This is a genomic window from Fodinicurvata sp. EGI_FJ10296 (assembly GCF_040712075.1).
Lineage (GTDB): Bacteria > Pseudomonadota > Alphaproteobacteria > DSM-16000 > Inquilinaceae > JBFCVL01.
Genome location: NZ_JBFCVL010000008.1, coordinates 131,609 through 152,576, shown reverse-complemented (window position 1 = coordinate 152,576; position 20,968 = coordinate 131,609). Strand labels below are relative to the sequence as shown.

Here is a 20,968-nt window from a genome sequence, read left to right as displayed (position 1 = left end):
GCAGTTTCAGGTCTGGGCAGCTGCCTGTGTCGCAACGAACCGTTCCACGCTTTCCTTCAGCCGGACGTCGTCGAGCGGCTGAAACGCGATGCCGTCGGTGCCGAGATAGGCCCGCTGATTGGTGGCGATCCAATCGTTTGTGGCGATGCGATAGCGCGCCGACGGATCGACGTCGATCGACTCGGCATAGACGAAATCGCCGGTAAACGCATCGAGCGCGGTGGCGCGATGCTGGTTGGCGCCATCCATGATGCCGGCGAGTGTTCGCCCGGAGATGTCGGCGGTCAGGATCGCACCATCGAACCGCACGAACGTATCGAAGTCGTAGCGGGTGAGCGGCCCGGCGGCCAGTCCGGCCCCGAAGGTGGTGTGGCCGAGAAAGGCGATATCGGCACCGGCCGTCTGGCGTACTGCCCGGGTTGCCATCAGCGCGCTTTCCGCCAGATTTCGCGAAACCGGCATCCTTGCGATGATCTCCCGGTCCGAAGCGCTCAGATGGGTCGCCAGAATGTCGGCAATCGCGGTTTCCAGCGCGTCGTCGGCCGGCATATCGGCGGTGATCGGGATCAGGTGGGCGTCGTAGCGGGGGCCGCTCGCGTCAACCGCGATATCGATCACACTCAGGGCATTGCCCCACGATCCGCCATGAAGATAGCGGGAGCGGGACTGGCGGTAATCGAGACAGAGATGGTCGTGGCCGCCGATCACAAGCGTGCCGTCAGGTAGCGTTGGCAGAATGGCGCGGTCGGCGACGATACCGGCATGACTGACCACCACGGGCACATCTGCATCGGCCATGCATGCGTCGAAGACGGAGCGGGCATAGCCGACCGGCTCGACCAGTCCCAGCGTATGGCGGACGGCATCGCGATAGACGAACGGGTTGGTCGCCGCCAATCCCATAAAGGCGATCCGGTGTCCGGCCAGTGTCAGCCGGGCCGACGGGCGCGCGAACAGGCTGCCGGTGCGCCGGTCGACGATATTGCCAATGACCGTTGCGCCAATCGTCTCGGCCCGCGCGACGAAATCGGCCAGGTCGTCAACGATCGCCGTTTCATGATTGCCGATATTGATGATCAGGGGGGCCAGTGCCGACAGCGCCTCGACGAACTGCCAGTCGGCGGCGCCCGCGGATCTGAGGGCGGCGGCATTGCCGCGCTCGAAGATGTCGCCGTTGATGACGATCGCTGTGGGCTTATCGCGGTCCGCGATGGCATCGCGGACGGCCCGCAGCAGTCGGGAAAGCGTTCGATAGGGTGAGTGCAGATCTGCGAGAGCGAATAACCGAATGTCACCATTTCGTGCGCCAGGATGCGCGGGTGCCGTGGCCGGCGCCGGCAGCGTCCCGGCCTGATTGCCGGAATTCCGACTGGAATCCGGGTTGTTCAGGTCGGGCTTGCTGGTGCTGCTGTCGGAGTCGACCATGGCGATTTTGCCTCGCTTGTTTCTGATCGGACGGGAAGCGCTACCCTAGCTGCCACGATCGGACCGGAGAAGCAGAAAGACCAGGGGCAATGCCGGTTCCGTCGCCGATCACCATGTCGGTACCGGTTCCTTTGCGCTATGGTCACGGCCACAACGGTCGATTCCGCTTAGCCTATCGGGACACTCGAACCTGGCCGAATGGTCTCGTCGGCCGCCTAATCCTGTCAGTCAAAGAATGTGTGGGAAGTTATGAAATCGGTTGACCGCAAGCCGCTGAACATCGCCCTGCAGGGCGGCGGATCACATGGAGCCTTTACCTGGGGCGTTCTTGACCGGTTCCTGGAAGCCGACTGTTTCGACTTCGAAGGTATCGTCGGGACCAGCGCCGGGGCCATGAACGCCGCGGCCCTGGCTTATGGCCTGAAGACCGGCGGTCCCGAAAAGGCCCGAGAGGCGCTGACGGCCTATTGGGAAGCCATGATGAAGGTCGGCGCCTTTGCGCCCTGGCCATCGATGATCGACCGGATGATCGGCGACGGGAATATCAAATACTCGCCGGCCTTTGCCTTCAGCGATGCGTTGACCAAGGTCATGTCGCCTTACGCGCTCAACCCGCTCGGCTATAATCCGATCGAGCCGATTATCTCGAAGGTCGTGGATTTCGACGCGTTGCGGGCATCCGGTCCGGGCCCCAAACTTTTCCTGTGCGCCACCAATGTCATGAACGGCAGGGTCAAGGTTTTCCAGGGCGACGAACTGTCGGTCGAGTCCGTTCTGGCGTCGGCCTGTCTGCCCTTTATGTATCATGCTGTCGAAATCGACGGCGAATATTACTGGGATGGCGGCTATATGGGCAATCCGCCATTGTTCCCGATCTTCTACAACTGCGATTGCCGCGACGTTCTCGTCGTTCAGATCACACCGATCAACCTGTCGGAACTGCCCACCGACTCGACCTCGATCTTCGACCGCATCAACGGGTTGAGCTTCAATTCCTCGCTCATGCGCGAAATGCGGGTCGTGAATTTCATTTCCGACCTCGTTCGGCGCGGGATCGACGATGGCGGTCGCCTGAAGGAAGTCTTCATCCATACGATCGACACCGAAGAGACGATGAACAAGCTCGGCGCCTCCAGTCAGGCCAATCTCGACCGCAAATTCATCGGCGGCCTGTTCGAACGGGGCCGCGAGCAGGCCGATGTGTTCCTGTCGGCTCATTTCGACAAGGTCGGCGTCGAGTCATCGACCGATATCGAAGAAAAATTCATGTAACGGGTGCGCTATTCCGCCAGCCGCCGTATCCGGTAGATAGGCTGGCGGCCATAGTTCTTGGCCAGCGACAGGTTGCCGATATACTCGCAGGCATAGCTGTCGCGGAAGGTGCCGCCGGTCGCTTCGGCGGCATGACGCTCGGCGTTCTGCTCGGACACCAGCATCGCCACGAACTGCTGCGAGGCATAGACATGGCCGGCCAGCGAAACCGGCTCGATCCGTGCTGCGCGGCTGACCTGGCTGCCATAGACGATATCGCGCCCGGTCAACGGGTTTATGCCCTGGTAGACCGGCCCGGCATGCAGGGCCACCCGGAGTTCCAGCAGCGGAATGGTGTCCGCTTCGTCCTGGTGCTTGCGGCGGTGGGCGTCGATGGCCATCAGTAGCGCGAAGGCATAATCGGCCAGGGCGGTGGCCGTCTGCATAACTGCATAGATCGCGTCGCCCCAGCTTTCGATCAGGGTCAGCGACCGGGCGTGATGGCCGACCGCGTCGGCAATGCCGCCAAGACCCTCCCACAATCCCGGCAATTCGCCGTCGCCCATCCGGCTATAGCCGGCCATGTCGGCGAACAGCATGGTCCGGATGACGCGGTGGGGGCCGGCCGGCGGCTCGCCCGCCACGCGCCGGTCACTTGTGCCGGACTGACGGCCGGTCTTGAAGCCGGGCCGGGCTGGCGGCGGCGCCATCGGCGGTTCGGCGGCCGCGCGCGCATCGTCCAGGTCGATCAGGTGAAGGCGGGTGATGTCGGGCCAGCCGTCCATGAAATCGGCGGTGCTGCCGGGGCCGGTCGACGCTTCGTGATCCCAGACGACGATCAGCTCCGGCTGGGTGCGGCGCATGATGGACTGAACCCGCGCCACCCCCTCGATCAGTGTGTTGTTGTATCGCAGCAGAACATCGTGGCCCAGATACGGCTCTTCGGTCGCGTAGGTGACCGACGTCACCAGCTTCATCGCATTGCGAAACCGGCGTTCCCAGGTTCCGCCGGCATAGGCAACGCGGTGGGCGACGAAATCATCGAAGGCAAAAGGCAGGAAGACATGGACCTCTGCGCCGCGATCGAGCATGGCCTCGATGAACAGCAGATCCGATCCGGCGCTTGCACCGCAGTAGCCGACTTCGATGTCGAGCGCGGCGAGCCGTTCGCGGATTGCTTCGGCGACGCGGTTTTCGGCCCAGACCGGGAAGGTGGGTGTCTCCGCATCGGGATGATCCAGCGGCTGCCCGGCGAAAATTGCCGTCCGGGGGAGCCGCAACAGATCAGTAACGGCCCTGGGGACGTCGATGCCGGCATGGGCGATCAGGTCCAGGCGGTCCAGCAGACCGATGACGGTCGGATAATGGCGCGCCGTTTCGTCCACGGCGCGGCCGAAGGCCGCCACGGCGGCATCGGTCTCGCCCAGAACGAGGGACGCCGTGCCGCGCGTGATGTGATAGCGCAGAAACTCGGCATCGCCGCCGTCGGCCGGAGCATCCTCGTCGCGGACCCGCGCCGCCAGCGTGCGCGCCTTGTCGACGTCGCCGGTCATCGCCATGAGGACGGCGGCCGTGATGCCGTCATAGGCCGATCCGGTTGTCTGATAGGCGTCTTCGGCAATGTCGCGGCCATGTTCGATATGGTGGCGCTCGCCCAGCCGCACCCAGATTTCGATCTGGATCTCGATGATCAGGCGCAGCGTTTCCGGCGTTTCGAGATCGGGCGCGTCGGGGCGGGCGGCCGCTTGCAGCTCCGCGATCGTCAGCGCAATGCCTTCGTCGTCGTGCGGATCCGCCAATGCCCGGCGAAGGGCGACAGCGACGCGGCGCTGTCGCTGGCGACGGGTTTCCAGCCGCATTTCCAGTGGCTGGAGCGCCCGCTGAGCCTCTTCGATCGCCCCGCCGCGCAGCAGCGCCAGCACTCCCTGAAGCCTCAGACGCAGACTGTCTGGCCAGTGGTGGACGGCCTCGCGGTAGGTGTCGTAGGCAAGGAAGAACTGACCCTCGCCGATCTGTGCCTCGATCAGAGCCGCCCATTCGCCTTCGGTGCCGGGGCGAAGCGTCGCCGGGTGACCGGTGGAGGATGAGGGGGCAGAAGAGGCCATTGCAGATATTCACTTAATCGAAAAGATCAGGGCGGAGCATAATCCAGCCAGGTGAAGAATTGGTGAAAGCCGGGGGCGGCCATTTAACGCGCTGTAATTGCTCTCATTATGCAGAGCATTCAAGCATATTTGGTTGAATTGCGGAATCTTTTCTGGTTGGGATGGGATGTCGCGCGGCCGTATCGGCGGCCTGTTCAGGATGAAGGAGACACTATGTCAAAGCCGCAAACCGCCGCCGATCTTCCGCCGCCGCCCCGTCTGCCCGGCCTGCCGCTGCTCGGCAATACGCTGGACCTGCTGACCAAAGACACGAAAACCTATTTCATCGATGCCTATCGCCAACACGGCCCGGTGTTCAAGATCAATTTCCTGTTCAAGGACTACACCGTCCTTGCCGGGGCCGAGGCGCTGGACCATTTCACCAAATCGAACGAGAAGGGGCTCAGCCGACGGGCCTTTTTCGGTGCGATGGACGAGGAAGTGGGCGGCGTCGTGCTGCTCAGCGAGCCGCTTGGCACGTTTCAGCATCTGCGAGGGCAGGCCCGGATCGCGTTCTCGCGCCAACTGGCGTCGGAGTTCATTGGGCAGATCATCGCCGCCGTCGATACGGCGCTCGACCAACACCCGCCCGGCCGGGGTAAGGCCGCCGAAGTCTCGGTCATGGACTTCACGACCCGAATCGCCTTTGACGAATACAGCCGTCTGATGTGCGGGGAAAGCCTGGCCGCACACTACGAGTCGGCACAGAAATATGCACATTGGGTCATGAATATTGGCGTCAAGAAATGGCCGAAATGGTCGGCCCGGCTGCCGGCCTACAAAAAGGCGCGGGCCGAGGTAATCGCGATGATCGAGAGCGTACTGGACAGCTATGAACGCCGTCCGGCCGATCACGGCATGCCCTATACGATCCTGGATGCCCTGATGGACGCCCGAACCGATGACGGCGAACCGCTGGCCCGCAACGATCTGATCGCGACGATCCAGTATGGCATCATCGGCACGATCATTTACATGAACCGGACGATCTCGTTCCTGCTTCACGACCTGTTGTCGAATCCCGAAGCCTATGCCCGGGTGCGCGAGGAAGTCGCGAGCATCTATGCCGCCGGACCGCCGGACAGCCTCGGCCTGCGCGGAATGAGTGTCCTGCGTGGCGCGCTGAAGGAGTCCATGCGGCTTCACCCGGTTTCCCTGGGCATGCCGTTCATGGTCGACGAATCCTTCGCCTTCAACGGTCACGCCGTCGAAAAGGGGTTGTTCTGCGTCTATACCGGGGTGCCCGCCCATTATGCGCCCAACTTCTATCCGCAACCCGACCGCTTCGAACCGGACCGCTGCCGCGCGCCCCGCAACGAGCACAAGCAACGCGGCGCCTATGCACCCTATGGTTTCGGCCGACGGCTCTGTCCGGCGGTCGGGCTGGTCGAAACGCTGGTGCTGTGCACGGTCAGCCGGATCATCCATCGCCGCGAAATGGTGATGGTGCCGGAAGGCGATCCGCTGCGCACGGTGCTGTCGCCGCTTCCCGGTCCGGACAATCGCTTTCGCATTCGGTTCACCGAGGAACGCACCGACCAGGAATCCGGCGGCGCCGACCGTTGGAAACTGGCGGCCAATGCTCTGGAGGAGCTGTTCGGCGGCGACCGGTTGCGCGATCCGCTGCTGCGCGAGCGGCTCGGCCGGGTGCAGGAGCGGCGGTTCAATTCCGGCAGCCTGATCCTGCGGCAGGGCGACACTGCCGAGGCGTTCTATGTTCTGGTCGACGGCACCATTAAGGTCTCGGCCGGACGCGAGGAGCGGCCGCTGGCTGTATTGTCGGCCGGTGCGGCGTTCGGTGAAATCGGACTGCTGGGCGAGGGACGGCGCACTGCGAATTGTCGGGCGTCAAGCGATGTCGTTGTGCTGGAAATGCAGCGCGACGACTTTATGGCGATCGTGCGCGACAGCGATCTGGTGCCCGGCGAAATCGCGGCCAGCGTCCGCCAGCGCTATCTGGCCGACCGCGCGCAGCAGGCGCTACCCAGCCTTGGCGCCGACAAGGTCAAGTCGCTGATCGGCGCCGGCGATATCCAGACCGTTCCCGCGGGCGAGGTGATCATCCGCCAGGGCGACGAGGCGGAGAACTTCTATATCGTCCTGACCGGCCGCGTCGACGTTTCGGTCGCCCCAGAGGCCGGGGCCGGGATTGGCCCCGGGCCAAGCACCGCCGAAGTCGTCGCGACGCTGGGCCCTGGCGAATTCTTCGGCGAGATCGGCATCCTGGAATCCCGGCCGCGCACTGCGACGGTAACCGCTGCGACCGGCGAGGCCGTCGACCTGCTCGTCATCTCCCGTCAGGTGCTGCTCGATCTGGTCGAGAAAACGCCGCAAGCTCGTGCAGACCTTGCATCGGTGATGCTTGAACGCATCGTCGGGGGCGCGCGGGAAGAACCGGCCGCCCGGTAGTGGTGATATCAGAATGCTGCATTTCTTTTGGCGCCCGATCCCATGCGGATCTTGACGCGAGTGCGTCTTGTGCCGATTGCAGAAGTATATTGTTATAAAGTTCATTATTTATTTATAATTTTCAAACTGCTCGGGCGTTAAGTGGTTACAGTTAACAAGGCTGGCGGGGATCTGCGCTTCGGATAAATATATTGCACTTTAATGGAATATCTAATAGTTTACTAACGAACTATGCAAAAAAATTGACTGCATTCCGAGGGGCACGCGTTTTGGTCGTATTTAAGGTGTCGTTCCATCTTTGTCGGATCGTGCCCTCAATATCGGGCATATTGTCATACTGCGAACGCTTTTTAATAACTGGCGTAAATTCATTGAAATTATTTTTTAGAGTTCAAGAAATTTGTCGTTGACGGACAGTTTTGTGTACTAAGGATAATATCATGTGAAAGTAATAAAATTTTGTAATCATTATAATCGAGGATACAGAATATTGGTGGTGTGTAGTGCGAGAGAAACTGCCAGTATTTATTGATAGGTCTGGTATTCGCACGAGAGTGACAAATATCGTTATAGCATTTTTTGTGATGCTGATTATTTTTGGCATTTCGGCAATTGTGATCGGCGTGATTTATGGACCGAATTTCCCCGAGATGCAACATAGAGATAATAGCTCGGGCGAGATGCATTCGAATTTTCCTCTGCGTGGCAGCCCAGACGAACCTGCTTTGGTCCCGGGCCGGGAACGCGGGGTGCAAAATGCGGCGCGCGGTGCCTTGCGGCTCGCGTTCTATTCGGAAGCCGATGTTGAAGCCTTTCCGTCGCTCAAGCGAAATGCGGCGCGGATTGATATCCTACTGCCGGATTGGTTCGAACTGGAGCGGAGTGGTTTGCGCTCTTCGGCGGGCGCAAGCAACGCGCATGCCTGGGTGCAACAGGAGCGCGACCCGCCGGAGATTTTTCCAGTGATGTCCACGGCATTGCCGGCGCACGAGGTGCACAGGCTGCTGGCATTGCCTGACCGCCGTGCAGGCATCATCGCTGACACAGCGGAGCATCTGCGCGCTGGTGATTTCGATGGCGTGGCGATTTCGATGCCATACTCGCCTCGTATCGGGCACAGGTCATTAGTGATGTTTCTGGACCAGCTCAGGCGGGCACTTGCGCCCGAGGGGCGCCGGTTGGTCCTGATGGCCCCACCGCTCGCCACGACCGGCCACTTGCGCGAGCTTTCCAGAGCCGTCGACTACGTCATCGTTCCGACGCACGGACAGGCCGGCTCGGATCGAACGGGTCCGATCGCAAGCCAAGGGCGTTTCGAGGCTGAACTGGCCCACTACCGGTCCGGGGTCGCGCGCGAGAAACTGATCGTGTCCGTTGGATCCTATGGCCGCGAGTGGACAGAGGCCGGAATAGACGAACTGATTTCCGTGCAGCAGGCCTGGCAGAGAGCGGATGACCATGGTGCCTCGATATCTTTCGACCCGGCGACGCTGAATCCGGGATTTCGATATCGGACGACATCGGATGGTGCGCGTACCGTCTGGTACCTCGATGCGGTGACCGCCTTCAATCACCTCAAGGCGGTATTTGCCGAGCCACCGGCGGGAATTGCCGTTTGGCGGCTTGGCCTCGAAGACCAGGGGATCTGGGACGTCGCTGGCCGCGATGCCCTTCCCGATGCGCAAGGCATGGCGTCGCTCAATGTGGTTCCGGCGGGGTACGGTATGCTCGATGCGGCACGCGGCGCGCTGCTGTCGGCCCGGCCCGGGGCGCAGGGTCGCCGAACCACGACCTATCATAACGGACTCGGACTCATCGTCGGGCAGGTCATGGCAGATGTCCCGCTTCAAGCGAGGCTGGCGCAGTACACCGCGATCGATGACAGGGTGTTGGCGCTCACTTTCGACGATGGTCCGGATCCGGTTTTCACGCCCCGGATCCTCGACGTCCTGGCGCAGAAAGACGTCAAGGCGACATTCTACGTGGTTGGAACGCCGGCTTTCGCGCACCCCGACCTGATGGCGCGCATAGTCGCCGAGGGCCACGATTTCGGCAATCATACGTTCTTCCATCCGGATCTCACCCATCGCGGCGCTGAGTTGATTGCGGCGGAGATCACAGCAACCCAGCGGCTGTTCGAAGCGCAGTTGGGGCGCGGATCGCTGCTGTTCCGGCCCCCCTTCGCGAGTACCCAATACCAGTATCTGGAACGATCGCCGACGCTTTGGGCAACGGTATCGGAGATGGGATACCTGTTCGGCGGCATCGATATTAGTGCATACGATTACTACTCATGGTCGCCCGAACAGATCGCGGAACGGGTTGTCAATGGTGTGCGTCGCGGGCAGGGCCAAGCGATCCTGCTGCATGATTCGGGCGGAAATCGTACACCCACAGTAGAAGCGTTGCCGATCATAATCGACACACTGCGTGCTGAAGGATACCGGTTTGTCACCACCCACGAACTCGTCGGTCTGCCGCGCGATGCACTGATGCCGCCGCTGGTCGAGGGTTCGATTCTGGCTGAGGGCGCCACGATGCTCCGCGACGGGGCAATTCGGGTATTTCGCGGCCTCTTTGCCGTCCTGCCAACGCTATTCATTGCCACGGCCCTCTTCGGAATGGCCCGGCTTGTGCTCATCGCAGGCTCAGCCATCGTGCAGCGCAGGCGCCAGGATCGGTCGTGCCAGGCCGGTTTCCAGGGGAGTGTCGCGGTCCTCGTGCCCGCTTACAACGAAGAGACGGTTATCTGCGACACGGTTCTGGGGCTGCTCGAGGCTACGGTCGCCAACCAGCTCGTCATCACCGTTATTGATGACGGATCGACCGACCGCACCGCGGCTGTCGTGGAGGAAACGTTTGCCGCGGATGCACGCGTAAAGGTGCTGCGCAAGCCAAATGGCGGCAAGGCGAGCGCACTGAACCACGGCTTTGCAATGTGCGATGCCGATGTCATCGTTGCCATCGATGGCGACACCGTATTGAGGCCCGACGCGATCGGCCACCTTCTGGCGCCGTTCAAAGATCCGGAGGTCGGTGCCGTCGCCGGTACCGTTCTTGTCGGAAACACAATGAATCTGCTGACACGCTTTCAGGCCCTTGAATACATTGTTGGCCAGAATCTCGAGCGGACCGCGTTCGAACTCTACAGTGCGATCGGTGTGGTGCCGGGTGCGATCGGGGCTTGGCGGCGCACCGCCGTCGTCTCGGTCGGGGGCTACGCGAGCGATACGCTCGCCGAAGACGGCGACCTGACCATTGCACTCCAACGGGCGGGCTGGCGCGTTTGCAATGCCCCGGCCGCAGTGGCGTTGACCGAGGCGCCGCAAACTCTGGGCAGTTTCATGAAGCAGCGATTCCGCTGGCTGTTCGGAACACTTCAGGTCACATTCAAGCACCGCGGCGCATTCCTGGCCCGCCCGGGCGGCGTGTCGCTCGTAACTCTCCCAAACGTCATGTTCCAATACGCTTTCACGTTGATCGCGCCGCTCATGGATCTTGTATTAGTGATCTCGTTACTGTCGCTTCTATTCTCGATTATGGCGCCGGGTGCGGGAATCGACAATGAAACATTGGTTGTGCTCGCGCTCTACTGGGCAGTATTTCAGGCGTTTGATCTCTTCGCGGCGGGTGTTGGGCTGGCGCTGCACGGAGATCGCAGGGCGTGGCGTCTGCTGCCTCTCTTGATGATACAGCGGTTTACGTATCGACAGCTTCTATACGTTATCGCGATCCGGGCGCTGCTGGCCGCGGTTCGCGGCAATCTCGTCGGTTGGGGTAAACTGATGCGCACGGGTCTGGTGGTCGGCGCGGCGTCGTTATCGAAATCCATGCGGAACTAGGGAAGACCGCGATGTTCATGGCCCAGTATTCCACGACGGCAAAAGCGGATTGGCGCCGTCGCATGATGGCGCCCTGCTGGGCGGCATTGATCGTGGGTGGGGTGATATTTTTACTTGCGATGACAGTATTACTCCCGGTGAGGGGTGCCGCGCTTGTCCCCATTTTGGCGCACGCTGACATAAGCCGTGATGCTGAGGCGCGCGCAACGACCGTGGTCGGCGACCAACCCGCAGTTGGCGACCGGACCGCAGTCGGCGACCGGATCGACGTCGGCTATCGGTCCGAAGTGGGCAATCCGCCCGCAGTCGGTAGCCGGCTCGTAGTAGGCGATCGGCTCGGGATTGGTGTTTTCGAGAAATACACGACGATGGAGCAGGCCGAACAAGGTGCGGCGCTTGCCACCCTCGTCGAGCGTTCGGAAATAAGCGGCGAACAGACAATACAGGCTGACGGCACTGTAATGGCGCCCTTTATCGGCGCCTTGCCCGCGGCGTCGATGAGTGCCACAGCCTTCGAGGCGCTCCTTGCGGAGGAATACGCCGCCGTCCTTGGCGGCGAAATCTCGGTGGTCGTGCGCGTCGTGGAACGCGAACCCGTCTATGTCACCGGAGCCATCCCAAGCTCCGCCGCGCTGGATTATCGGCCGAACATGATCGTGATGCATGCCATTGCTGTAACAGGCACGGACCAGCGGGCAGGCGTCGATGATTGGCAGCGACTCGATCTTGCGCGCGAGCGCGTCCGCATGCATCAAGCGCGGGCGCGGCTGGTCGATCTGCTGGGGCGAGCAAGTGTTCTGCTGACGAACGCGGGCCGCCCGGACACGGCGTCCGACATGCTCGCCGCGCAAGTCGGGCAGCAGGAGGCAGAGAGGCGGCTCGCCGAGGCGCGGCGGGTATTCGAACTTGAGGATGCACACCGAACGGCCGAGATAAGAGCGGCAGAGCAGAGCGCTGAAATGATTGGGGAAGAACTCGGGATCGTCACGGAGGGTCTCGGCGACGCGGAAGCCGACATGCGGCTGAAATCGGAGCGTGCCAGCCAATTCGAAGCGCATCTCGCGAGTGGCCTGACGAGCGATAATCATGTTCAAATCGTTCGCAATGAGCGTGCCGAGGCGATCAATCGCTGGAATTCCATGCGCGCGACGCGCAGCCGCCTTGAACGCAACCTGGCAGAGGTTCGCCAGACGGCTATCCGCATCGAGTTGGAACGTATCGTCGACCAGGAGCAGGAGATTCAGTCACTGCGCGCCGCGATCGCTCAGGAGGAACAGGTGCTGGAAAGCCTGGCCCCCATGCTCGGCGCGCGTCCTCCGTTCGGTGCTGGTGGTGAGTCGGAGCATGACCTCGAGTTTGAGATCGTCCGGCGAACGCCCGCAGGTATCGAGCGGCTGGAGGCTGATCTCTACACACCGTTGCAACCGGGCGACATTCTTGATGTAAAGCCCAGGTCGGGTGGTAGGTATGCATATCTTTCTTTATAAGGGCCGCCAAGGCGCGGTACTCTGGGCAGCCGCAGTCGTGGCGTTTCTGGTTGGCGTGCCCGCTGGTGCCGGTGTGGGCGATCGGTCACCCGATCCGCTCCTGGCAGTGAAGGGATACGTCACCTCCTGGGACATATACGGTGATGCGCCGGAGATTTCCGCGATCGATGGCGATGCGCTCACGCACATCTATTACGCCTTCGGCGCTGTATCCCGGGAAGGGCATGCCGAGCTGGGAGATCCGTGCGCCGATATCGGCGCCTGCGGCGATAATGCCACGGTGCCGACCGGCGGCAACTTCGCAGCGCTGGCCGCGCTCAAGCATCGGTATCCGCATCTTCGTGTCATGATCTCCATCGGCGGCTGGACCGGTTCCACCCACTTTTCCGAGGTGGCTCGTACACCCGAAAGCCGCGAGCGCTTTGTCCGCTCGGCGATCGATCTCTTCATCAAAGGGTATCCGACGATCTTCGACGGGATCGATATCGACTGGGAATACCCTGTTTCGGGTGGTTTGCCGGACAACGTCTACAACCCTTCGGATCGCAGCAATTTCACGAAACTGATGGTGGAATTCCGCAGACAGCTAGACACACTGACCCATCCCCAGGGCGAGCGCTATCAACTCTCCGTGGCGGTTTCGGCCAGTGTGCCAATGCTTGGCAATATAGAGCCTGCGGCCCTCGGTGCCGTGGTGGACTGGATCAACGTGATGACCTACGACTACATCGCGGGGAGGAACGTCACGGGGTTCAATTCTCCCCTTCACCAGGCTTCAGCGGAGTCGGCACCGTCCGGTAGCGCCGAGGCAAGCATCAGTGCTCTGCGCGCTGCCGGCGTGCGTGGCGAACGCCTTGTACTCGGTATTCCCTTCTACGGCAGGGTATTTTCCGGCGTAACAGGACCGGACGACGGTCTTTTCCAGCCCGGCACGCCGGGCGGAGGCCCGCATTGGCAAAGCGATACGGTCAACCACCGCCAGCTTGACCGCCTTCGTGCTGTTTATCCCGATCTTGTTCCGCACTGGCACGAAGGGGCGCGTGTGCCGTATCTTTACGGCGTCGAGAGCGGCATATGGGTGACCTACGACGATGCGCGGTCAATAGGGTTGAAGGCAGATTTCGCGCGCCGCGAGCAACTTGGAGGGGTGGTGATCTGGCAACTGGGAGCTGATGAGGGAACTCTTCTCGACGCCATCGTTTCCGAGGTCGGTCCCTAGGACGGTGCCCTATATTTCCGGCCTCAATGTGGAATTGATGATATGTCTACCTTAGAATCGGCGCCAATTCGCGATTGACGGTTTCCACGAACTGTTCGTCGAGCGCCTGCAGCGTATCGCGGGTCAGCGATGCCCAGGCGGCCTCGCGCTCGGCAACGCTGATGTCCTCGGCCAGGGTTACCGAGCGCCGGGCGCGTGCCTCTGCATAGCCGCCCCGGGCCGCGCCTTCGATTTCGAGCCGCACGCGCATCGCCGCGGTCAGCCGTTCGGACTGATCGCGCGTGAAGATGCCCGCAATGCCGCCGGTGCGCGGCAGTTCTTCTTTCCTGACCGACGCATCCTGAATAATCAGCCGCGCCGTGCCGGATGATCCCTCAGGCCGGAAGCGGTTCTGTGCCCAGGCCCGCATGGCGTCCGTCGGTGTCTGCGGAAAGGTGTGATCGATGTTCGGGTCCTGCATCGGCGCCTGATAAACATCGACGACTTCGAGCCGGGCGACGTCGAGCGCGATCGGCGTCATCGTGTCAAAGGTCAACGGTCCCGGCCGGCCCGGTGGCGCCGTGGTATCGCAGGCGGCGACCAGCGCGGTCGTCAGGGTCAGCAGTGCAACCGCAAGAATGCGCACCGGATGGGAGCGGTTCCGTTTCAGAGGCATTATCGGGCGGTCCGGATTCAAGGCTGCGGTCACAGTCATATTCCCGTTGTTCCTGCCGCCAGCGATCATCCGATCAATGCGTCGAACCGGCCTCTGGCGGGCCATCGGCGATTTCGTCCGCGTCGATCTCATAGGCCGTGTTGCAGAACTCGCACACGACTTCGATGCGGCCATCGGTCTGCAGGCTTTCACGCTCTTCGGGCTGGAATGAGGCAAGGGTCGTGAGTATGCGCTCGCGCGAGCACCGGCACCCGCGATGATAGGCCAGCGGCTCGAACACCCGGACACCGTCTTCGTGGAACAGCCGCAACAGCAGGTCCGTCGTCTTGAGGCCGGGGTCGAGCAGTTCCTGCTGCGTCGCGGACTCCATGAAGATCATCGCCCGCGACCAGAGCTCGTCGCGATCGACGGCGGGAACGATGCGTTCCTGATCCGGCAGGCGCTGGATCATGATCGCGCCCGCCCGCCACGAGCCGGTTGCGCGGTCATCCGACTGTCCGACCGACTGGCCATCCGACCGGCCGGTTCCGGGACTGACCGCTGCCGGTCCGACCGACAGCGCGACCCCGACTTCCAGTTGTTCGGACTGCTTGAAATAGTGACGGAAGGAATCGGCCAGCGTCGGTCCGGTCAGCGCCACAATGCCCTGATAGCGGTCGGTGTCTTCGCCCTGATCGACGGTGAACGCCATGCGGCCGTCGCCGACCAGCGACAGCGGGGAATCCGGATCGACCGGCACCGGCTGCCCGGAATAGCGCGCATAGCCACGCACCTGACCGGCAGAGGTAACGTCGGCAACGACCAGACTGACCGGTCCGTCGCCGCTGATCTGCAGCGTGAATATCCCCTCGTATTTGAGGCCCGACGACAGCAGGCAGGCAAGCGCCACCGTCTCGCCCAGCAGCCGGGCGACCGGGAGCGGATAGTCGTGCCGCCCCAGAATGTCGTCGAGCATCGGGCCCAGCCGGAGCATTCGTCCGCGAAGGCCCGACAGTTCGATCATGAAAGGCTGGACGATATCGTCGCCGCCGGCGTCGTTGCCGGCTGGCGCGGTCGTGCTTAGGTCAGACACCAGTGCAATATACCCTTTTGAGCATGAAGGCGGTTTTCAGCTTCGTCCCAGACGACCGATTGCGGCCCGTCGATGACGTCGTCGGAGACTTCTTCGCCGCGATGGGCGGGCAGGCAATGCATGAAGATCGCATCGGGCGCCGCCCGCGCCATAAGTTTGGAATCGACCTGATAGGGTCGCAAGAGATTGTGGCGGGACGGCGCTTCCTTGTCGCCCATCGATACCCAGGTGTCGGTCACGATGCAGTCGGCGCCGGCAACCGTCGATTCCGGATCGGTGCCGACCGAGATCCGGGCGCCCTGTTTCAATGCCCATTGGACGAGATCGGCGGGCGGCTTCAGGCTTTCCGGGCAGGCCAGACGCAGCTCGAAACCGAAGGCGACCGCCGCCCTGATCCATGAACGGGCGACATTGTTGCCGTCACCCGACCAGGCGACGACACGGCCGGCGATCGGGCCCTTGTGTTCCTCAAATGTCATCACATCGGCCATGAGCTGGCAGGGATGGCTGTCGTCGGTCAGGCCGTTAATGACCGGGACGGTGGCGTTGGCGGCCATCTCGGCGAGACGCGCCTCGCTGCCGGTGCGGATCATGATGACATCGACATAACGCGACAGGACGCGGGCGGTATCGGCGATCGTCTCGCCCCTGCCCAGCTGGATCTCGTCGCCCGACAGCATCACGACATCGCCGCCAAGCTGGCGCATGCCGACCTCGAACGACACCCGGGTACGGGTCGAGGGCTTCTCGAAGATCATGGCCAGCGTCTTGCCGGCCAGCGGGCGATCGCCGTTCGGTACAGGGGCGCCGGACTGCGGCTTCTTCAGGCCCGCCTTCATGGCGGCGGCATTGTCCAGCATCGACCGCAAGGCCGAAGCGGGGGGAAGGTTCAGACCCAGAAAATGTTTCGGCTCGGTCATCAGTCGGCCCTTCCTGATGCGAATTCGGCCGCGACGCCGGACAGGATCTCGATCGCCCGCTCGACGTGTTCGTCGTCGATGATCATCGGAGGCAGCAGTCTCACGACGTTCTCGCCCGCCGGCGCCGTCAGCATGCCGGCTTCGCGCAGGGCCGTGATCAGATCGGCATTGGGCACGCGTGCCTTCAGGCCGAGCAGCAGACCCGTGCCGCGCACCTCTTCGATCACCGTTGGATAGCGAGCCGCCAGCTCGTCAAGCTTACCGCGGAGCCGTGCCGCGATGGTCTGGACGTGATCGAGGAATCCCGGTTCCAGCAGCACGTCGAGAACGGCATTGCCGACAGCCATGGCCAGGGGGTTGCCGCCATAGGTCGTGCCGTGGCTGCCGGCCGTCATGCCGGCGGCGGCGGCTTCGGTCGCCAGACAGGCGCCGAGCGGGAATCCGCCGCCGATCCCCTTGGCGGCGCAGACGACGTCCGGCTGAACGCCGCTCCACTCATGGGCAAAGAATTTCCCGGTGCGGCCATAGCCCGACTGGATCTCGTCCAGATACAGCAGCAGGCCGTATTCGTCGCAAATCGCGCGGATGTGGCGCAGATATTCCGGGTCGGCCGGGCGAACCCCGCCTTCGCCCTGAACCGGCTCGACATGGATGGCGGCGGTTTCATCGGTGATGGCGGCGCGCAGTTCGTTGGTGTTGCCGAATGCGACCTGATCGAAGCCGTCGACCATCGGACCGAAGCCCTTGGTCAGTTTCTCGCCCTTGGCGGCGGCGATGGCGGCCAGCGTCCGGCCATGGAACGAACCGGTCGCGGTGATGACCCGCCAGCGTTTGGGCTGTCCCCGTTCGTACTGGTACTTGCGAACCAGCTTGACGCCGCACTCCCACGCCTCGACACCGGAGTTGGTGAAGAATACCGTGTCGGCGAAGGTGTTGGCGACCAGCCGCTCGGCCAGACGCTCCTGCCCGGGTATGCGGAACAGGTTGGAGGTGTGCCACAGTTTGCCCGCCTGGTCGGTCAGCGCCTTGACCAGATGCGGGTGGCAATGCCCCAGGCCGGTCACCGCGATGCCGGAGGCGAAATCCAGATATCGTCGCCCATCTGCCGCGAACAGCCAGGGGCCGTCGCCCCGTTCGAACGATACGTCTGCACGGGCGTAGGTGGGCATCAAGGGCGATATCATTGTATTGCGTCCGCTATTGAGTGGCAGGTCGATTGCCGTGGTATGGTCGCGCCACTGGCCCGTCGCGTCGAGGTTGGTGTATGACGATAGGCAAACGGCAAAAGCACCGGCTGACCGTCGGGGTAGGCAGGCACTAAACGCGTTGCCAATCCCGATGTCAACGGGGCCCTCCCGCCTTCGCCGGAGGTGTGTCGGCCGACTTTCGTATGCGAGCAGACAGGAACCGAGGGAAACGGATCATGGCGTTGTCGGAGCCGAACGGGCGGTTGATCGCGGTGGATTGGGGCACGACCCGTTTGCGGGCGCGGGTTCTTCAATCCGGTGCGACTGAAAGTGAGGGGGCCGAAGGTGAGCGGGACGGGGCCCCCCGCGTATCAGAGCCATGGGGAATTGCATCGGTTACCGACGGTGATTTCGCCGGCGTCCTTCGTCGTGTCCTGTCGGCGCTGGGTGAGAAAGAAATGTGGGGTCGGGAACAAAGGGCCGGCGGCGTTGCGCCGATCCTGATGTCGGGCATGATCGGCAGCCGGCAGGGCTGGGTCGAGGCGCCTTATGCCCGCTGCCCCGCGCCGCTGGCGGGGCTCGCGCGGCAGTTGACGCCGGTCCCTTTCGACCGTCCGGTCCAGCTTGTGCCCGGCGTTTGCCGCGACGACGGCGGCATGCCCGATGTCATGCGCGGCGAGGAAACCCAGATACTGGGGGCGCTGGACGATCCGTCGGGATCGGGGCTGTTCGTCCTGCCCGGCACTCACAGCAAATGGGCGCTGGTCGAGGAAGGGCGGCTGACGTCGTTCATGACCTTCATGTCCGGCGAGGTATTTGCCGCGATGCGCGACCATAGCCTGCTGTCCCGGACGATCGAACGCCGCGCCACCCCGCCGGCGCCAGAGGACCCGTCGTTCGCCGCCGGTGCGGCGGCGGGCATCGACCCCGATCCGGCCGCCGGGGGGCTTTTGCACCGGCTGTTCGGGGTTCGCACCCGTGGGCTTTTCGACCGGCTCGGCGGCAGCGACCAGGAGGCGTTTCTGTCCGGTCTGGTGATCGGATCGGAAGCGCGGGAAGCGACGGCTGCGCTGAATGCCCGCACGTCGGGAACCCTGGACGGCGCGCGCGTCGTCATTCTCGGCGACGGGCCGCTGGTCGGTCTCTACCAGGGTGCACTGGAGGCCCAGGGCGCGGTGCAGGGTTGGACGCCCGAGCCCTGGTCGCATGACAGCGCCTTTGCCGGTCTGGAGCGCATTGCCCGGGCGGCCGGATTGCTGCGTTAACGAACCCGGTTTGCTGCACTATCAACAAGGGGACGTCGAATGGCCACACAACTCGACCAAGCCATGAGGGAACTTCCGCTGATCGCGATTCTGCGCGGGATCATGCCGGAGGCGGCGTTGCCGATCGGTCAGGCACTGGTCGACAGCGGTTTTCGCATCATCGAGGTGCCGCTGAACCGGCCCGGGGCGCTGGAAGCGATTTCGCAGCTTTCCGACCGTTTCGGCGACAGCTGCGTCATCGGGGCCGGGACGGTCATGACGCCAAGCGATGTGGGCGAAGTGGCCACCGCTGGCGGGCGCCTGATCGTTACGCCCCATGGCGATGTCGAGATCGTGCGTGCCGCCGTCGACAGCGGTCTTTGGTGCATACCGGGTATCGCGACGCCAACGGAAGCCTTCGCCTGTCTCAAGGCCGGCGCGGACGGGCTGAAGCTGTTCCCGGCCGAAATTTTGCCGCCAGTCGTGGTCAAGGCGATGACGGCCGTCATCCCGCCGGGAACGCCGCTACTGCCGGTCGGCGGCATCCGGCCGGAAAGCATGGCTGAATATGTGGCTGCGGGCGCATCGGGTTTCGGGCTCGGATCGGCGCTTTACAAGCCCGGACGCACACCGGCGGCGGTCTCGACCTCGGCGCGCCGATTCGTGGAAGCGTGGAACGCACTGACGCCGAATGGCGATCTGTTGTGCTGAGGGCGTGTGGATCGAACGATCGGATTCTCGGGTACAGGTCAAGCATTGCGATTCAGTCACAAGGGAAATCATTGATGGACTTGTGCTTCAGAATACGCGAATAACAACCCTGTATTCTGCGCGCAAAATTACCCAGGATCTCTATCGTTGGTACCCACAACAGAAGATAGCATTTCGTTTAAAAGCAGCGGAATTTCAGTTCCCCAGAATTTGAATGCTGATGCCGCCTTGAGTGCTATCGCCGAAGTTGCCGCGCAGACCACCGCGTTGCCCATCGGGCTGGTGACCTATCTTACGCGGCATCGCCAGTTGTTCCTGGGCCGACACGGTACCGCCATGACGGGAACCCCGGTGGACCAGGCGTTCTGCGTGACGACGGTGGGACTGGACGCGCCGCTGGTGGTTCCGGACTCACGCCTGGATCACCGCTTCAGGAACAACCCGATGGTTGTCGGGGAGCCCGGATTCCAGTTCTACGCGGGCGCACCGATCGTGCTCGACAGTGGTCAGCGGACCGGATCGGTATGCGTCCTCGATGTGCAGCCCCGGCATGATTTTTCGCCGGATATGCTCAAGATTCTGGCCAATCTGGCCCAGGCCGCCGGCCGTATCATCAGTGATCACATCCGGTCGGACGAAGCGCGAAGGAGCGCGCTGGAAAAGCAGCACCAGGCCGAAGCCGCGAGCCGGGCAAAATCGGTCTTCATTGCGACCATGAGCCACGAGCTGCGTACCCCGCTCAACGCTGTCATCGGATTCACGGAAATTCTCGACGCGGAGCTTTTCGGTCCGCTCGGCAATATCCGGTACAAGGCCTATACCGCCGACATCCTTGAAAGCAGCCGCCACCTTCTTGGGCTGATCGAAGACATCCTGGCGATTTCCAGGATCGACGCCGACGGACCCGATTTCCATCCGGAGCCGATCGACCTCGGCGACGAAGCCCTCTGGTGCCTGCATCTGTTGCGCACCAAAGCCGCGGCCAACCGGATTACCATCAATGACGCCATCGGCGACGATCCGCTGCCGGTCGTGGCCGATCGGCAGCGATGCCGTCAGGTGCTGCTGAATATTCTTGGCAATGCGGTCAAATACACGCCGACAGGTGGGGTCGTTGCCCTTTCCGGTGGAGTGCATGAAGACCATGCGGCAATCGCGATCGCCGATACCGGCGTGGGCATCGACGATGAAACGTTGCAGATGATCGGTGAGCCGTTCACCCGGGCGCTGTCGGCGGAGAAAAGCGCGACGCCGGGCAGCGGGCTGGGCCTGGCGCTCTCGAAGCGGCTGATGCAGGGTATGGCCGGCGAACTCCATATCGAGAGTGAAGTCAATGCCGGAACGACCGTCACGCTGAACTGGCCGCGCCACTCCGATCCGGCTTGATTACGGTGCCTGCAAT

14 protein-coding genes are annotated in these 20,968 nt (G+C 62.7%); 8 read left to right on the top strand and 6 right to left on the bottom strand.

Annotation, left to right across the window (positions count from 1 at the left end):
- Window positions 1–6: 6 nt before the first annotated feature.
- Window positions 7–1,425: a metallophosphoesterase gene (locus ABZ728_RS17905; protein WP_366657612.1), complete on the bottom strand. Its 1,419-nt coding sequence runs from the start codon at window positions 1,423–1,425 to the stop codon at window positions 7–9.
- 249 nt (window positions 1,426–1,674) lie between these two features.
- Between ABZ728_RS17905 and ABZ728_RS17900 the strand changes: the two genes are divergently transcribed.
- Window positions 1,675–2,697, top strand: coding sequence for a patatin-like phospholipase family protein (locus ABZ728_RS17900; RefSeq protein WP_366657610.1), 1,023 nt, complete (start codon window positions 1,675–1,677; stop codon window positions 2,695–2,697).
- 8 nt (window positions 2,698–2,705) lie between these two features.
- Here ABZ728_RS17900 and ABZ728_RS17895 read toward each other — a convergent pair whose 3' ends face one another.
- Window positions 2,706–4,781, bottom strand: coding sequence for an adenylate/guanylate cyclase domain-containing protein (locus ABZ728_RS17895; RefSeq protein WP_366657608.1), 2,076 nt, complete (start codon window positions 4,779–4,781; stop codon window positions 2,706–2,708).
- Window positions 4,782–4,994: 213 nt separating this feature from the next.
- Here ABZ728_RS17895 and ABZ728_RS17890 point away from each other — a divergent pair, with 213 nt between their 5' ends.
- The 4 genes from ABZ728_RS17890 to ABZ728_RS17875 all read left to right on the top strand — a co-directional run bounded on the left by ABZ728_RS17890 (window position 4,995) and on the right by ABZ728_RS17875 (window position 13,777).
- On the top strand, window positions 4,995–7,229 hold the full coding sequence (locus ABZ728_RS17890) for a cytochrome P450 (protein WP_366657606.1): 2,235 nt from the start codon (window positions 4,995–4,997) through the stop codon (window positions 7,227–7,229).
- A gap of 749 nt (window positions 7,230–7,978) precedes the next feature.
- Window positions 7,979–11,071 (top strand): glycosyltransferase, encoded by a 3,093-nt coding sequence (locus ABZ728_RS17885; protein WP_366657605.1) that lies wholly within the window; start codon window positions 7,979–7,981, stop codon window positions 11,069–11,071.
- An 11-nt stretch (window positions 11,072–11,082) separates the two neighbouring features.
- The gene (locus ABZ728_RS17880; protein WP_366657604.1) at window positions 11,083–12,558 is read left to right on the top strand and encodes a polysaccharide biosynthesis/export family protein; all 1,476 of its coding nucleotides are present in this window, start codon (window positions 11,083–11,085) and stop codon (window positions 12,556–12,558) included.
- Between the two features lie 37 nt (window positions 12,559–12,595).
- Window positions 12,596–13,777 carry a glycoside hydrolase family 18 protein gene (locus tag ABZ728_RS17875; RefSeq protein ID WP_366657603.1) on the top strand — a complete coding sequence of 394 codons (1,182 nt, stop codon included), beginning with the start codon at window positions 12,596–12,598 and terminating at the stop codon, window positions 13,775–13,777.
- A 46-nt stretch (window positions 13,778–13,823) separates the two neighbouring features.
- Here ABZ728_RS17875 and ABZ728_RS17870 read toward each other — a convergent pair whose 3' ends face one another.
- From ABZ728_RS17870 to ABZ728_RS17855, 4 genes are all read right to left on the bottom strand, one after another.
- Window positions 13,824–14,432: a hypothetical protein gene (locus ABZ728_RS17870; RefSeq protein WP_366657602.1), complete on the bottom strand. Its 609-nt coding sequence runs from the start codon at window positions 14,430–14,432 to the stop codon at window positions 13,824–13,826.
- Between the two features lie 73 nt (window positions 14,433–14,505).
- Window positions 14,506–15,504, bottom strand: coding sequence for an Hsp33 family molecular chaperone HslO (locus ABZ728_RS17865; RefSeq protein WP_366657601.1), 999 nt, complete (start codon window positions 15,502–15,504; stop codon window positions 14,506–14,508).
- Window positions 15,492–16,424 carry an ornithine carbamoyltransferase gene (gene argF / locus ABZ728_RS17860; RefSeq protein WP_366657600.1) on the bottom strand — a complete coding sequence of 311 codons (933 nt, stop codon included), beginning with the start codon at window positions 16,422–16,424 and terminating at the stop codon, window positions 15,492–15,494. The genes ABZ728_RS17865 and argF overlap by 13 nt, the downstream gene beginning before the upstream one ends.
- Window positions 16,424–17,608, bottom strand: coding sequence for an aspartate aminotransferase family protein (locus tag ABZ728_RS17855; RefSeq protein ID WP_366657599.1), 1,185 nt, complete (start codon window positions 17,606–17,608; stop codon window positions 16,424–16,426). Before ABZ728_RS17855 ends, argF begins: the two co-directional genes overlap by 1 nt.
- 239 nt (window positions 17,609–17,847) lie before the next feature.
- Here ABZ728_RS17855 and ABZ728_RS17850 point away from each other — a divergent pair, with 239 nt between their 5' ends.
- The 3 genes from ABZ728_RS17850 to ABZ728_RS17840 all read left to right on the top strand — a co-directional run bounded on the left by ABZ728_RS17850 (window position 17,848) and on the right by ABZ728_RS17840 (window position 20,952).
- Complete coding sequence (locus tag ABZ728_RS17850) at window positions 17,848–18,876, top strand: 2-dehydro-3-deoxygalactonokinase (protein WP_366657598.1); 1,029 nt, start codon at window positions 17,848–17,850, stop codon at window positions 18,874–18,876.
- 39 nt (window positions 18,877–18,915) lie between these two features.
- Window positions 18,916–19,566, top strand: coding sequence for a 2-dehydro-3-deoxy-6-phosphogalactonate aldolase (locus ABZ728_RS17845; protein ID WP_366657597.1), 651 nt, complete (start codon window positions 18,916–18,918; stop codon window positions 19,564–19,566).
- Between the two features lie 228 nt (window positions 19,567–19,794).
- Window positions 19,795–20,952: a GAF domain-containing sensor histidine kinase gene (locus ABZ728_RS17840; RefSeq protein ID WP_366657596.1), complete on the top strand. Its 1,158-nt coding sequence runs from the start codon at window positions 19,795–19,797 to the stop codon at window positions 20,950–20,952.
- Window positions 20,953–20,968: the final 16 nt, after the last annotated feature.